Source organism: Streptomyces sp. NPDC001914 (genome assembly GCF_042891215.1).
Lineage (GTDB): Bacteria > Actinomycetota > Actinomycetes > Streptomycetales > Streptomycetaceae > Streptomyces.
In genome coordinates, this window is sequence record NZ_JBIASW010000031.1 from 1 (window position 1) to 13,489 (window position 13,489).

Here is a 13,489-nt window from a genome sequence, read left to right on the forward strand (position 1 = left end):
AGACCCGATAAGTCCGACGCGCTCGAAGCCACCCCAACCACCCCCGGGACCCACTGCCAACCAGCCTACGCCTACGACAAAAGCAACGGCATTGGACCTAAGAGTCGTAACACGATCTTGTTGGGGTTCGCTGGTCGGGCGGGACCAGTCTGACGATTCGGCTGTTTGTGATGCCGTGAGTGCTCGGTCGTGGATCGTGGACGACGACTTGTGGGCGCTGATCGAAGCGTTGTTGCCGCCTTGGCCGAGCGGTCACCAGGCGGAGATCCGTAGTATGGACTCCGTCCTGCACGCTTCGGCCAGCATCCGCACGACCGCCTTCAGCTCTCGGTGAAGAAGCGCACCGGGTCGTAGAACTCCTGAGAGGGCGGCCTCGCAGCTGTCGCAGTGATACCGATCCCGGATCCGCTGCTCTTCGCGATCGCCGGTTTCGCGCTTGCGCTTGGTGTCGCGCCCGAGGACACCCTGATGGTCAGCGACGACCGGCAGGCAGGCCGCGGAGCGGCGACGCTGGGATGCGCGGTGCGTCGCGACGGTCTGCGAGCCGGGTTCCGCGGACGACTGCGAGCTGTCGCGGGCCGAGCACCGAGAGGCGTCCGCGAAGCTGGGCCGTGTATGGGAGAAGATCGGCTTCCGGTCGTTCCAGGACGGCGTGCCGGTGCTCGACTGCCACCTGCAGCGCACCCAGGACCTTCTGGCCGAGCGCCAGGAAGAATTCCGCGCGTTGTGCAGTGCATGGCGCGAGCACCACCGGAGCTGAGCGGCATCCCCGTACCCACCCCCTCGGGCGCCCCCCGCGCTCTCAGAACCGCGCGCCGGGATCCGGGAGCTGCTCGTGTGCTGGAGCCGGCTCGTGCGACTGTGATGTCCACTCGCCGACTGGCCTCTGCGGCCAGCCGCAACGCCGCCCAAGCGACCGCCCTCGGTGCGCGCGCCGGAGTGCCACCCGCTGGGATGCGCGTGGCGGGTGCGGGAGCTGGCGGCGTGGTCGACTGGCCGAGGACAAGACCGGGATCGTGGCCCAGGGAGGCAGTGATGGTGCAGCGCCGGTCGGACAGCCGGGTAGCGGTCGTCACGGGTGCCGCACGCGGGGTGGGGGAGGCGACGGCCCGTCGGCTCGCGCGCGCGGGCCTGCGGGTGGCACTGCTGGGGCGCGAGCTGGAATCGTTGCGTCAGGTTGCTGGCAGCCTGCCGACCCAGACGTGCTGCATCGAGGTGGATGTCACCGACGAGGCCGCACTCAGCGGAGCCGCCCGCAGCGTCCAGGCCCGCTTGGGTCCGGCGTCGGTGGTCGTGGCGAACGCGGGCATCGCGGCCGCGGGCCCCTTCACCGCCAGCGATCCAGCCCTGTTCAACCGTGTCATCGACGTCAACCTCATCGGCAGCGCGAATACCGCCCGCGCCTTTCTGTCACACCTCGTGGAAACGAGCGGCTACTACCTGCAGGTCGCCTCGACCGCCGCTTTCGCCTCAGCACCCCTGATGAGTGCCTACTGCGCCTCCAAAGCGGGAGTGGAGTCCTTCGCTCAGGCACTGCGCACCGAACTCCGTCCCGAAGGCGTCGACGTGGGGATCGCCTACCTCCACTGGACTGGCACCGACATGATCGGCGCCCTCGACGACCATCCGGTGCTGCGCGCCCTGCGCACCCACCAGCCCGGCCCGGGACGACGCGTCCACAGCCCCGACCAGGTCGCCGACTGGCTCACGCGCGGCATCAGTCACCGCGTGACCAGCATTTCGCACCCCCATGGCTACGCCTCGTCCAGCCGCTGCGCCCGGTACTGCCGTTGATCGTCTCCCGCATTTCCCGCCGCTCCCTCCAGGCTCTTTCCGCGGCGGAACTGGCGAGTTCGACGGGTGTTCTGGGAGCGGGTGGCCGCGCGGACTGGGAGGCCCGCCAGCCGTTGCCTCCCACGCCCACCATTACTCCGCCGCAGTGCTGATGTGTCTGCCGACTCCACCCTGCTGCTCTACAAACCTCTTCAGCGCGGGACGGGCCGCGGTAGCACGCCTTGTCGGTTTGCCGGCCGCGGTGAAGTCATACGGCTGCGGCCAAGCTCAGCCGAGGTTCGCTGCAGCCGCCTGGTACAAGCAGCTCGAAGTCTGGCGGCGCGACAACCTCCTGCCGGGCAACATCCCCGGCGGAGGCCTCGGCCGCGGCAACGGCAGCACCTCCACCCCGCCACCCGAGAGCTTCGATCTGGTCCTCGCTCTCGCCCGGGGGCGACATTCTCGTGCTCGCCGAGACAGTTGTCCTGCGCCTGACGGGCGAGCAAGCCACCCTGCTGGGTGGCGGGTTGCAGGGGGCCCTGGCCAGCTTATGCCCGGCCCGGACGGAGCGCTGGGTGTTCGCCAGCCAGGGCCCCAGACCGCCCAGGGTGCGGGCGGACACACCCTGGGCGGTCTTGGGGGACACCCTGGCCGACAGCGGCTCCTACAACTCGACTTCCAAGGCCGCGTGTACCAGGCCGTGCTGGCTCGGTCGGGTGCCCTCTACGTAGCAGGCGGCGGGTGGGGCGTCACCACCTGCCCGGAGGATGGCTGGCGCTGTTCCCGCGACCGATGGTCGGAGTCCGTACCGCTCACTCCGCAGGCGTCGCTGGCTATCGGCGAGCGCACAGTCCTGCTCGCCGGCCAACTGGCAGCCTGGCCTGCGGGGGGATGAGGAGAGCGTTCGGTTTCCGGGCCGGGGGACCGTGTGTGGACCTACAGTGCTTCATACGGCTTTGGGGGATTCCGTGGATGTTGCAGCACTTGCCGTGTCGATCACTGCATTGATGGCCACCGTCATCGCGTCGCTTCGCCAGCTCAGACTGGCCAGGCATGCAAACACTCTGCCTGCGGTTGTGGATCTTTTCCAGGAGCACCGCGGCGCTGAACTTGCTCGTGCGCGGCACATCGTCGTGAACGAGCTGGCCAGCCGGGACCTCTCGGAAGGGCTGAGTGCGGTGCCCGAGAAGCATCGGCAGCTCGTCCTGGATCTATGTTGGTTCTACGACAACATTGGCGCGTTGGTGGCGCACGGCGTTGTGCCGCTCGCGCCGGTGTCGGGGTACCTCGGAGGCTCGGTCATCGAGACGTGGAAGGTCGTAGAGCCGATGGCGATGGCCGAGCGCCGAAAGCGTCGTCAGCTCGGGTTCCGTGACCCTGAGCGGTGGCAGGCGTACTACGAAAACTTGTATCACCTTGTCCTTCAGGCGCCGCCCGACGAGGCACGCTTGGACGCCGAGGAGTGGCATCGCTCGCAGGCGCGGCGTCGGTTGCGACTACCGGGCAGCAGCGGATCCGGGCCATCTACCCGGTAGCGACCGCGAAGAGTTCAAGAAGGACGCGGTCGAGCTGGTGCTCTCCTCGCCGGAGAGGCCGGTTGCGGACATCGCCCGTTCGCTGGGCGTGCACAAGGCGACGCTGTGCTCCTGGGCGGAGCGCGAGCTGGGCCGAGGGCGCCGTGTGCTCACGCCTCACGCGAAGTTGAGCAAGTACCCCTGCCCCCATGAGTACTTGTACTCACGTGGCGGCGGCGGGCAGGCCCGGAGACTGTGCCCATGAGACGAAACCCGGCCCTGACCAGCACGTTCACCCGCTCCCCGCACGGCCTGTGCCCCCTGCTCGCTATGGCGGCCCTCACCGCGCTGACCCTCCCTGCCTGCGGCACCGAGAAGACAGACGCCGGCGGACCGCAGGGCAGCTCCGCTGACACCGTCGGGGTCAGCTCCGGCGCCGCCTTCGCCACGACGCTGAGCGAGGTCGCGCAGCAGTGCCCGTCGAGCGCTGCGCCCGAGGCACCTCCGACCGGTCCGACGAGGGTGTTGCCGTCGGGGCAGACACCGCCGGATGATGCGATCGAGCCGGCCGCCCCCACGGCGGGGCCGGAGGTGGAGCTGAATGCTCGCGACTGGTGCGCGGGCAGCCTCCATGAAGAGCGCATCACGCAGGCGCTGTGGGATGTGGAGGATCCCACTCCCGCCAAGGTCAGGGCGATCCTGAACGGCCTCGGTTATGTGGGCGAGCGTATCCACGGCCTCAAGCAGTCCGGTACGGCTACGCGATTCTTCCTGGATCTGCGCGACCAGGGCGGACGGCTTGGCCTGTCCGGCTCGGCGGCCGGTGAAAAGACCGTCGTGGACATGTGCGTAGCACCCGCGACCGGCCCCTTCACGGCTCCAGAGCAGCACGTGTAAGGCAGCGCGTCGGCCGCGGGCGAGCGGGCGACGGCCGACGCGCATGGTGTCAACGACGCGGCCTGCAGGGGTCGGCACGGCCCGGTGTGATTTAAAGGGCCACCCACGGAAACCTGAAGGCTGACGTGATGTCGCGTCAGCCCATTCAGGCGGCAGCAAGCGGGTCGGACTTCTGTCGAGCACACAGCTGTGGATGCTTCTGATTCGATGGGGGAGGGCCACGCCTCTGTTTGTTGTGCGTCTTCTGCAGAGCAGGCGTGGGCGTCAGGCATTCCTGCCGGGGCGCGGGCTTCGCTGACGCCTCTTGCGTACGGCATCAACCGTCCGCGTCGAACGATGAAAACAACCCTTGTTGGCGGGCTGCATTGGGTGGGCTGGGTGACTTGGAGCGTGCCCTTGCTGGAAAACGTCCTGAAAGTCGCTGTCAGCGTCGTTGAGGCGTGCGGCGCGACCATTATCTGTATCGGTGCCGCTCTGGCTTTCGTGCGTTACCTGTTGCTGATCGCCCGGGTCGACAAGGCTCCGGATTTCATCTCCGTCAGGGTCAGCCTGGGACGGCACCTCATCCTCGGCCTGGAATTCCAGCTCGCGGCGGATCTGCTCAGATCAGCCGTTTCGCCCACCTTCTATGACATTGGCCAGCTCGCTGCGATCGCCGCGCTGCGAACGGTCCTCAATTACTTCCTGACCAGGGAGATTGCCGAGGCCCGAAGCATGGACGAGCCGCAGTCCACCCAGGAAGCGGGTCCCGGCACTTGAACGCCGTTCTGCAGGGCGCAGCTCTTGCGGTGGCCCTTGCTGCGGCCGTGGCAGCCGTTGTCGTAGGAGTCGTCAGCCGCGACGGGCGCCTCGCCTCTTTCGTGCTTCTGGACCTGCTGACTGCTGCGGGCATTCTTCATCTCTCGGCCGCGCCGACCTACATGGGCGTAGCTATGGCCGCTTGCATCGTAATGATCAGAAAGCTCATCGGGTCGGCACTCGGCATGACGGACGCAGTCGTCAGCAAGCGTCAGCAGCCTGCTCGACCGCGGCCCGCTCGCCGCCCCGGAAGGCCCTCTCGACTAGACCTCTAGAGCACACATTGTCGGGCGTCTGAAAGACGATGACCATCGTCCGCCGCCCCGCTTGGTGTGAGGTGGGCGGCGGGTGGCCATTTCAGCTTGCCGAGACCGGAGAAACGTAGGGGAACGTGTCCGTCGGCGGGTGGGGTACGGAGTCCTTGGTCAGCCCCGAGGTGAACGCTGTGTTGGTGGCCAGGGAGAACATGACGTCGCAGGCGTTGTCCGTCAGCGAACGACCGTTCCAATCGGTGAATCCGAAGACCGCGGATGTACCCAGGGTGTACGGCAGTGCGTTGGGGAAGATCCGTTCAGCGACAGACCAGCCGTACGCCTTGGGGTCCTGGACGGTGCCGTAGGCCGCGACGACGGCGGCGGCGGATTCAGCGATCCGTTCGCCGAACCGTTCGAGGTCGTCGGCGGGCGCACCGCTGTTCAACTGTCCGGCAAGGTCGTCGTCGTGCTGAGCGAAGATTGGCTGGATCATGGGCACGCCGACCCGGTTGACCGGGTGCCAGCCGCCGGCGTCGGTTGCCAGGCTCGCAAGCGCCCAGACCCGGATGCGGCCGTCGGCGGCAACCGCGAGCAACTGCTCGTCGGGGACCTCCAAGACCAGGGAATAGACCTCGTCGGCGCTGAACGGCTCGTTCTTGGCCTGGGCCGGGTTCCAGCCGGACAGGTCGACCTTGGTCCCTTGGGCGAAGGCGTTGCCGACGGCGCCGAGCACCGTCCCGTCGAGGTAGAAGGGGTCGTGGGCCGGTCCTGCCCACAGCCGCACCCCGCCCTCACCTGACGCTGCGCTTGCGGTCCGGCCCGTAAGGATCACCGGGCCGTCGGCGGCGGAGTCCCCGGCCTGTGCTCCGGTCAGAGACTGCACCTCCACCGACTGCGTGCCGTGCGCGTCCACCTGGCTGAAAGTGATGCGGTAGGCCAGTTCGGCAATCAGGTCGCCATCGCCGTCGACGTGGAATTCGTAGCGTCCCTGCGGATGAAAGCCATGGGGTGCCTCCTTCCCTGCCAGGGATGGGCATACGTTGATCGCGAAGACCGTCCCGGTCTCTCCCGGAAAGACGTACAGATCGGCGATGTTCAGGCGCGGGTCGGACCGTGCTTCGGGTGAGTCAAGGTGATGCGACATCAGAATTCTCCTGGATCTTGGTCTGGGCCAACGCGTGGGAGGTGCGGACTGCAGCCGCGCCGTCCTGTGGTCAGGTGCCGTGCTCGGGGGCGTAGGCGGTGTCCCGGTCCCGGCGTTCCACGGCCAGGTCGAAGTCGCCCGGCTGCTCCACGGTGACGTGGGTCGTGGCGCTGTCGGGGGCTGCGCCGTGCCAGTGCCAGCCTCCGGGTGGGCTGCTCAGTAGGTCCCAGGCCCGGACCACGTGAACGCCTGTGTCGTCTGCGACGACGCCCACGCTGTCCATGATGACCAGGTGCTGCCCGTTGTGGTGCGTGTGTGGAACGGTTCGCGAGCCCGCAGCGAAGTGCTCAGCCAAGGAGTCCTCGTCGGGCAGCGCGCACGGCAGCTTCTGGACCTTGACGTCGTCCGGGCGGTTGAACAGGACCCGCAGCTGCTGGGGAACCGGTTCCCCCTTGCCCGCGGACACGGTCTCTAAGGTGTCCACTTGCTCTCCTCGTCTTTCGGGCGGAGGTCCCGTCCGGCACCCGAATGCCGCAGGTCTCGGACCGCTCCCCATCGTGCGGCCACGCTTTCGTCCGGGCGCGGTGACGCTGCCGAAGGAGTGGACGCGTCAGCCTTTCGGCCGCTCAGACAACACGGTTCGCCCCCCTGTATGCCAGGGTGCTGCGACCCGGGAATTGCGCGCGTTTTGCCGCAATATTCGCGCGCCGGATGCTGGGAAGGCGGCTGACCACGACCACAGGCAGTTCGGAGGCCAGCTCGACGACGCGGTGTGGCGGACCGTGTGAGGGCGGATGTCGAGCAAGTGGAGGCAAGACGGTGGTGATACGTCCCTACCCGGGCATCGGCAGCGCGCAAGGGACCGTGAGTGCCTGACCGCGATTGGGGGGGAGGAAGGGACTGCGCTATACCCTCGCCGGTCGCGTCCGGACGGTGATCGCGGCCGTCCCCTGTGGCGCAGGGGTCGCCCGGCTTTGGCCCGCCGCGAGTAACAGCGGAATCAGCGCCAGCACTAGCGCGACCCTGGGCAGGGAAGGGACGGACACGGCTGCTCTCCTGACGAGACAGGGTTCTACAGGAACCGCCACAGGTGGTGGGCGGTGCCGTTGTCCTCCCACTGGGTAACCTCAGTGGCGTCCGCGCTGCGTATCCCGTCGACGGCGAGAAGCTTGCCCGAGCGGACGTTCACGATGTTCAGCCAGCCGTCGCCGTTGTCGATCAGCGTCCACAGGCGGTCGACGGCGCTGGCACACGGCACACCAGCATGTGGAGAGCAGTCTGCGAGGCGTTGCGGCGCGTGGCCGGTGCCCGCCCCCTGGGAGGTCGGCGCGGGCGGACCGGCCCGCGCCGCGCCGACTCCAACTCGGCCCGGCGAACCCGGGGTTCACCGGGCTTGCGTTGCGGTCCCCACGGCCGCACAACGTGAGTAGCCCTGCCTGTCGTTTGCGAAACAACGGGGCGAAATCATGGCCGAAAGAAGACGCAGCCAGAGGAGGAGTCACGCCAACGGGTACCGTCTCACTCGGCCTTCAGGAGGCCACGCCTCTGGCGAGGGAACTGTCGCCACATCCGGCGGAGCCCTGAGAGGGCAGCCGCTCACCGGCCGTGTCCAGGGCGAGCCGCATCTTTTCTGCTCGCCGGCTTCCGACTTGTGCGAGGAAGAACCGGCTGGTCGAGCCGACGCCGGGCGGCACCTGCTTGAGGCTGGTGCCTGGGCCGTGCGCGCCGGTGCCGGCACCGCCTGACATGCTGGGGCATCGGCTCGGAGGGGATCGCCCGGCACACGCCGTCCGGTCAGCAGCTGTGGACAGGGCCGCATCTCCGGATGGCTGCATTTGCGGGGTAGGAGCCAGCTCCGTACTGCGGCCATCCGTGTGGCATGGGCCGTACCCCGTCCTCTTACTCTCGATTGACTGCCCGTCCGGTATGGCCGCGTCCCCGAGTGGAGCGTCCGCATCAGCTAGTGCCGCGTGCAGCAGGTCAGGCGGTTGGGGTGGTCTCTTGCCGCGGCGGTACAGCATGTAGGCGCCAGCTCCAAAGCCGCCTACCAACAGGGCTGCGCTTCCTGCCACCACCCCGCCGGTGGACGTGGCCAGACCGCCGCCGGTGTGCATCCCGCCGTGCGGCTCCTCGTACATGGCGCCCGTTGCCGTCGTGGTGCTCGCTGCTGTAAGAGGAGTCGTCTTGGTCCCAGTCACCGGCGTAGGCGCCGGGTGCGGCGATGGCGAGAGCGGCCGTTGCGGTGGTCATGGCCGCGAGAAGCCGAGCAGAGCGTATTGTTGAGTCCTTTCGTCGCGGCCGTGTCAACTGACGTGTCATCGGCTCGGAGGTTCACAGCGGTAACACGCTCAACCGTCAGCGCGGCGGCGCCGCCCCACCACTCAGGGCGCTGTTTGCGGGTAGTTGATGGGCCAGACGGGCGTTGCGGGCTGGGAGCTACGGGCGCGTTGAGGAGGCCGGGAAAGCGGGGGCTGCACGGTGGAGGGCAGCTGTCCCATCCGGGCGGCGGCACCAAGACGTCGGGAGCTCTCATCATGTCCAAGCTTAGAAGGCTTGCAGTCTTGATCGCGGCGGCGACTGCTGTGGTGTGCTCCGGTGCTGGCGTGGCCAGTGCCGACGCCGGTGCGCAGGGAGTCGCTCACGGATCGCCGGGTGTTCTGTCCGGCAACGTCGTCCAGATTCCGATCAGTGTGCCCATCAACGTGTGTGGGAACTCGCTCAACCTGTTCGGTGCCTTGAACCCGACCTTCGGCAACACGTGCATCAACGGTGGCTACCGGCACGATCGTGGTGGCTACGACAACGGCAAGGGTGGCCACGAAGGCGGCTACGGCCGGGGCCACAGCGACGGTAAGGGCGGGGCTCACGGCTACGCGGACTACCGCCAGGGCCGGTAGAGCCTGATCCGCATTCCGGCCCGGCCGAACCTGAAAGTCTCGCCCGGGCCGGCTCTGCGCGTCCGCCCAGTTGAGCGGCTCGGTGGCTTTCCGCAGGCGTCGGCTCCTGAGGGAGCAGGTCCACTTCGGAGTATGCGGACTGCCATGTTCGGGTGGCGCCGAGGCCGACCTAGAAGCGTTGCGAAAGGGCCGGCCTTAGGCTGAGAGTGCGGAACCCGGAAGGTGCTGAGCTCTCAGCATCGCGCGTCGGAGCTGCGGCACCGTGCGCGACGTCTTGAGGAACGATCCTGCTCGCTACAGGGCATGGCGATCGAGCGGCCAGTCCACGCCTCGGCTCGGACAGAGGCCCGTCGTTTTGTTTTCGTTTCCGGTCCACCAATGGCTTGTTGTAACGACGGCGGACCTGAACGCGAGAGCATTGAAGGACACCGCGCAGACATGGCGTCTGCGGGCAGCCGGGTAGGCTGACGATCAAACAGATCAGTGCCGAAGGGGCGCGGGTTCTCACGCTGAGCGGCAGATCGACGCCCTGAACGCGGGCGATCTGCACGAGGCACTCGTCGGTGCTGTCGACGATCCGCCGCAGGTGGTTGTGGACTTGAGGCGGTGACCTTCTTGGACTCCAGCGCCCTCAACGTCTTGATCTCCGCCCAGAAGCGCGTGACATTGGCCGGCGGGTGGATCCGTCTGGAGGGCCTGAGGGCTGCGGTTGCCCGGGTCGTTCAGCCCGTAGGCCTCGACAGCATCATCGCCTGCTACCCGACGGTCGACCAGGCGCTTGTTCTCTGACGGAGAATCCACCGCCGGCCGCACGCTCGCATCCGCACGTGTCGGTGTGGCACCTGTTCGGCGCGTATGCAATGCAGGACGCGTCTCGTTGCCCACAGCATGACGCAGCGAGAAGTCCAGAACCGCCATGATCGCCACGAACCTTACGCAGGGTCTTTCCGTCGGCGTACGGCAGTGATCCAGCCCGGCGCGCGCTGCGTGGTCTCCAGGACGATGCGCTCTCCCTGCCTGCCGTTCCTGGACCCGATCACCTGCACAGTGACCTCGAGGGATCTACATGGTCGCAGCACCGGCGGGGCTGTATCCGGGGAAGGTGGGGGCGACCCGGCCGCGAGGGGTGAGTCGGCTTCGGGCCGCCGCACTGGTGCCGTCTCTGTAACCTGCCCGCCAGGCGGATGTGGCGTGTGAGTGAGGGTCCGAAGTGGATCCCCGTTCTGGGCTTCGGACCCTCGTGGCGCGCGGTCTCAAGAGCGTTGATATCCCGCATGCTGACCCGCTCAACGAGCTGGAACAGGAAGTGATACGGCACGCTTCCTCTTCCTGCCTGCATGCGAGTGAGGCTTCTAACGGCGGCCGGCGCGTCGCCACCGGGACAGAAGTAGTGAGCGGGACGATCAGGCGTCACGTCGCTTCTCGCTTCCTTGCGAGGGCGGCTCTCTGCCGCTGTGGTCAGCGCCAGCAGAAGCCGGGCGGTCGACTCGTTGCCGGGAGCGACCGTCCGGCCCCCTGCCGTAGTGGTGATGACGCCAGCCTGTCAGTCACCCCGGCAGAGCGACCGTGTGGTGACGCGCTCTGGTTGCAGCCCGGGAGGCGAGGCCTCACGAAGTCCGAGGCGGCCACAACGGCCGCGGAGCTTCGGACGCCGCGATTGCGGGCAAATGCGCCGGGTCCCGGCCACCTCCGGGCCCGGTACGCGCACCCGTTCGGCTGACACGGACTTCGGGCTGTGTCTCGTTGCTTACTACATGACGATTAAGGACGTATCGATCATGCCAGGCTGTGCCGGGCAGGCCCTGCCCGCAGGATCTCCGTCGCCGTACGACAGCGATCAAGCCCGCCTTGCGCTGCGGGGTCCGCTCGAGGAGGTCCTCGCCTGCTTGCCGTTCCTGTTCCCTCTTACTCAGCCAGGCCAGGCATCCCAGATCTCTGGGTCGCGTGTAGCAGCAGGGGCGGCTGTTGGACGGGAGGGGGTGAGGCGACTCGGTATCGGAGGGTGAGTCGGCGCCGGGCCGCCGCATTATCAGTTTCCGGCTGCGTGACAGCTGCAGCCAGGCGGGGGCACCGCATATGGGTGAGGGCCCGAAGTGGATCCCCTTGCGGGCTTCGGGCCCTCGGTCAGTACGCAGTCTCAAGAGCGTTGATTTCCCGCGCACTGTCCGTGCCAACGCAGTACCCGGCCGAGACGGCACGGCGCCGCAGGCTATCGGCCTGCGGCCTCACTGTGGTCTGAGCTGCCAGGAAAGGCTGCTCGCTATGAGCGACGCCACCCCTATACCCCCTCCGCATGCTGCCGCCCACGCTGCGGGGCCCGAAGACCGTGCAGTTGTCCGTACGGCCGTGGTTCTCGAGGAGCGCAACCGGCGGCTGGCCCGGGCGGGAGTTGAAGCGGCGCAGCAAGTCCTCGTCTCCCGCTACCGGCTGGACTCGCCCGGCGCGGCGTTCGAGCTCCTGCGGGAGTCTTCGCAGCGTTCCAACCTCAAACTGCACACCCTCGCTGACGCCGTGGTGCCGGGTGCCGGGTGCCTCCGCCGGCGCCGCGCGCTGGTTCCCCCGCCGTACGCGGCGGGCCGCTCCCGGCCTGCCGGGCCCGGTAGCCGCGGGGGAGGGGAACGACGTGACGCATGGGATGGTCCTGGACCGAGGCTTGCGGCGGGTCCTGTACATCACCGAGACGGAGATGGGCAACGTGCGGCTCACCGAGCAGGGAATGCTGCGCCTGGAGAAGAACACGGGATCGAACCGCCGGTTCACCGACTTCTTCGCCTTCGTCCGTGACTCCACCACTCTGTGCGCCCAGGCGGCGCAGTCGGGCCACCACGTCAAGGACGTCGAGTCATCCGACATCTTCGACGAGGCCTCCCGTGAGGCGATCCTGCATGCCGGTGGCCGGGCCGCGCACAGCCTCCCCGTCACTAGCCCCACCGGACAGGTAATCGGGATGATCTCCTCGCACCACGAGCAGCTGCTGGCGGGGTTCACTCCGACGCAGCTGGCCGCTCTGGAGGCGACGGGACCATGGTGAGGACCGTCACCCAAACGGCCCGATTTCCGCCAGCGGGGACCGGGGAGGGACGGCCTGTCCTTCCCCCGAGCACCACCCGGAGACTTTTGTGCCTGACGTGAACAGCCCCTACAAGCCCGGTACCCCCTGCTGGATCGACCTGATGGTCCCCGACCAGCGGGCAGCTCTCGACTTCTACTGCGACCTGTTCGGCTGGCAGGGCGAGGTCGGCCCGCCCGAGACCGGCGGGTACGCCGTCTGCACCCTCAAAGGCAGGCCGGTCGCCGGGATCATGAAGGCGATGAACCCGGACGGCACGGTCCCCGACCCCCTGCCCCCGACGGCGTGGACCACCTACCTGTCCACCGACAACATCGACGCCACCGTCAAGTCCGCCACCGACGCGGGCGGCACGGTCATGATGGGCCCGACGGACGTCATGGACCTCGGCCGGATGGCTGTGATCACCGACCCCACCGGGGCCGCCGTCGGGCTGTGGCAGCCCGGCACCTTCGACGGCGCGGGCATCGTCAACGAGCACGGCGCGCTCAGCTGGAACGAGCTACTCACCGCCGACCCCCAGGTCGCGTCCGCGTTCTACTCATCCATCCTGCCGGTCACTACGCCGCGCTCCGAGATCCCCGGCGTCGAGGGCGTCATCGAGTTCCAGGTGGACGGGCGCGCGGTCGGCGGGATGACGGACCTGGCCCAGCTCCCGTCGGGCGTAACGCCGCGGTGGCAGACGTACTTCCAGGTGGACGACGTCGACGAGGCCCAGGCCGCCGCCGTCCGCGCCGGCGCCACCGTCCTCACCCCGGCCTTCGACATGGCGGTTGGCCGGATGGCCGTCCTCTCCGACCCGCAGGGCGGCGCCTTCGCGGTGATCACCGCGACCAGCGCGGAGCAGCCGGCCTGACCGGATATGACCCAGCGGGAGGCGCACGGTCAGCCTCCGGTCGAGGAGCCCGGTCGGACGATCATGAGGACGAGTACGGCGGCCCAGAGCAGCGAGGAGACTCCGGTGCATGTCGTTGCTGCCCGCACTCACGGACCCGAAGACCGAGGCCGCCACGACCGCGGGGCTGCGGACCGTCGCGGTTCACAGCGAGCAGCCGGTGAAGGAGCTGTCCCACCTTGGCTCGGCTCTGTTCCTCCTGGGGGGCCGGTACAAGCCAGCCGGGGACGCTGATCTGGAAGGGCGG

Annotated in this window: 11 protein-coding genes and 2 pseudogenes; 10 read left to right on the top strand and 3 right to left on the bottom strand. The window is 68.2% G+C overall.

Going from position 1 to position 13,489, the window contains the following annotated elements:
- The first annotated feature begins 1,035 nt into the window (after positions 1-1,035).
- From ACFYYF_RS40615 to ACFYYF_RS40635, 5 genes and pseudogenes are all read left to right on the top strand, one after another.
- Positions 1,036-1,946, top strand: a pseudogene (locus ACFYYF_RS40615) (SDR family oxidoreductase).
- A 795-nt stretch (positions 1,947-2,741) separates the two neighbouring features.
- Positions 2,742-3,308 carry a hypothetical protein gene (locus tag ACFYYF_RS40620; protein WP_388784463.1) on the top strand — a complete coding sequence of 189 codons (567 nt, stop codon included), beginning with the start codon at positions 2,742-2,744 and terminating at the stop codon, positions 3,306-3,308.
- Positions 3,190-3,552 (top strand): transposase, encoded by a 363-nt coding sequence (locus ACFYYF_RS40625; RefSeq protein ID WP_388784338.1) that lies wholly within the window; start codon positions 3,190-3,192, stop codon positions 3,550-3,552. The genes ACFYYF_RS40620 and ACFYYF_RS40625 overlap by 119 nt, the downstream gene beginning before the upstream one ends.
- On the top strand, positions 3,549-4,184 hold the full coding sequence (locus tag ACFYYF_RS40630; protein ID WP_388784340.1) for a hypothetical protein: 636 nt from the start codon (positions 3,549-3,551) through the stop codon (positions 4,182-4,184). The genes ACFYYF_RS40625 and ACFYYF_RS40630 overlap by 4 nt, the downstream gene beginning before the upstream one ends.
- 336 nt (positions 4,185-4,520) lie before the next feature.
- Positions 4,521-4,943 carry a DUF1622 domain-containing protein gene (locus tag ACFYYF_RS40635; RefSeq protein WP_388784343.1) on the top strand — a complete coding sequence of 141 codons (423 nt, stop codon included), beginning with the start codon at positions 4,521-4,523 and terminating at the stop codon, positions 4,941-4,943.
- Positions 4,944-5,339: 396 nt separating this feature from the next.
- Here the strand turns inward: ACFYYF_RS40635 and ACFYYF_RS40640 are convergent, their stop codons facing one another.
- From ACFYYF_RS40640 to ACFYYF_RS40650, 3 genes are all read right to left on the bottom strand, one after another.
- Complete coding sequence (locus ACFYYF_RS40640; RefSeq protein WP_388784346.1) at positions 5,340-6,380, bottom strand: DUF4331 family protein; 1,041 nt, start codon at positions 6,378-6,380, stop codon at positions 5,340-5,342.
- A 70-nt stretch (positions 6,381-6,450) separates the two neighbouring features.
- On the bottom strand, positions 6,451-6,864 hold the full coding sequence (locus tag ACFYYF_RS40645; RefSeq protein ID WP_388784349.1) for a hypothetical protein: 414 nt from the start codon (positions 6,862-6,864) through the stop codon (positions 6,451-6,453).
- A gap of 588 nt (positions 6,865-7,452) precedes the next feature.
- A complete protein-coding gene (locus tag ACFYYF_RS40650; RefSeq protein WP_388784352.1) occupies positions 7,453-7,638 on the bottom strand; it encodes an RICIN domain-containing protein in 186 nt (61 codons plus the stop codon).
- A gap of 1,276 nt (positions 7,639-8,914) precedes the next feature.
- On the opposite strand from ACFYYF_RS40650, the gene ACFYYF_RS40655 reads away from it, so the two are divergent.
- The 5 genes and pseudogenes from ACFYYF_RS40655 (at position 8,915) to ACFYYF_RS40675 (ending at position 13,203) form a co-directional block, all read left to right on the top strand.
- Positions 8,915-9,277, top strand: coding sequence for a chaplin (locus ACFYYF_RS40655; RefSeq protein WP_388784355.1), 363 nt, complete (start codon positions 8,915-8,917; stop codon positions 9,275-9,277).
- 606 nt (positions 9,278-9,883) lie between these two features.
- Entirely contained in the window at positions 9,884-10,066 is a 183-nt protein-coding gene (locus ACFYYF_RS40660; protein WP_388784357.1) for an STAS domain-containing protein, read from the top strand.
- 1,473 nt (positions 10,067-11,539) lie between these two features.
- Positions 11,540-11,782, top strand: a pseudogene (locus ACFYYF_RS40665) (ANTAR domain-containing protein); the annotation flags it as partial.
- Between the two features lie 118 nt (positions 11,783-11,900).
- Positions 11,901-12,308: a hypothetical protein gene (locus ACFYYF_RS40670; protein WP_388784466.1), complete on the top strand. Its 408-nt coding sequence runs from the start codon at positions 11,901-11,903 to the stop codon at positions 12,306-12,308.
- Between the two features lie 97 nt (positions 12,309-12,405).
- Positions 12,406-13,203 carry a VOC family protein gene (locus ACFYYF_RS40675; protein WP_388784360.1) on the top strand — a complete coding sequence of 266 codons (798 nt, stop codon included), beginning with the start codon at positions 12,406-12,408 and terminating at the stop codon, positions 13,201-13,203.
- The last annotated feature ends 286 nt before the right edge of the window (positions 13,204-13,489 follow it).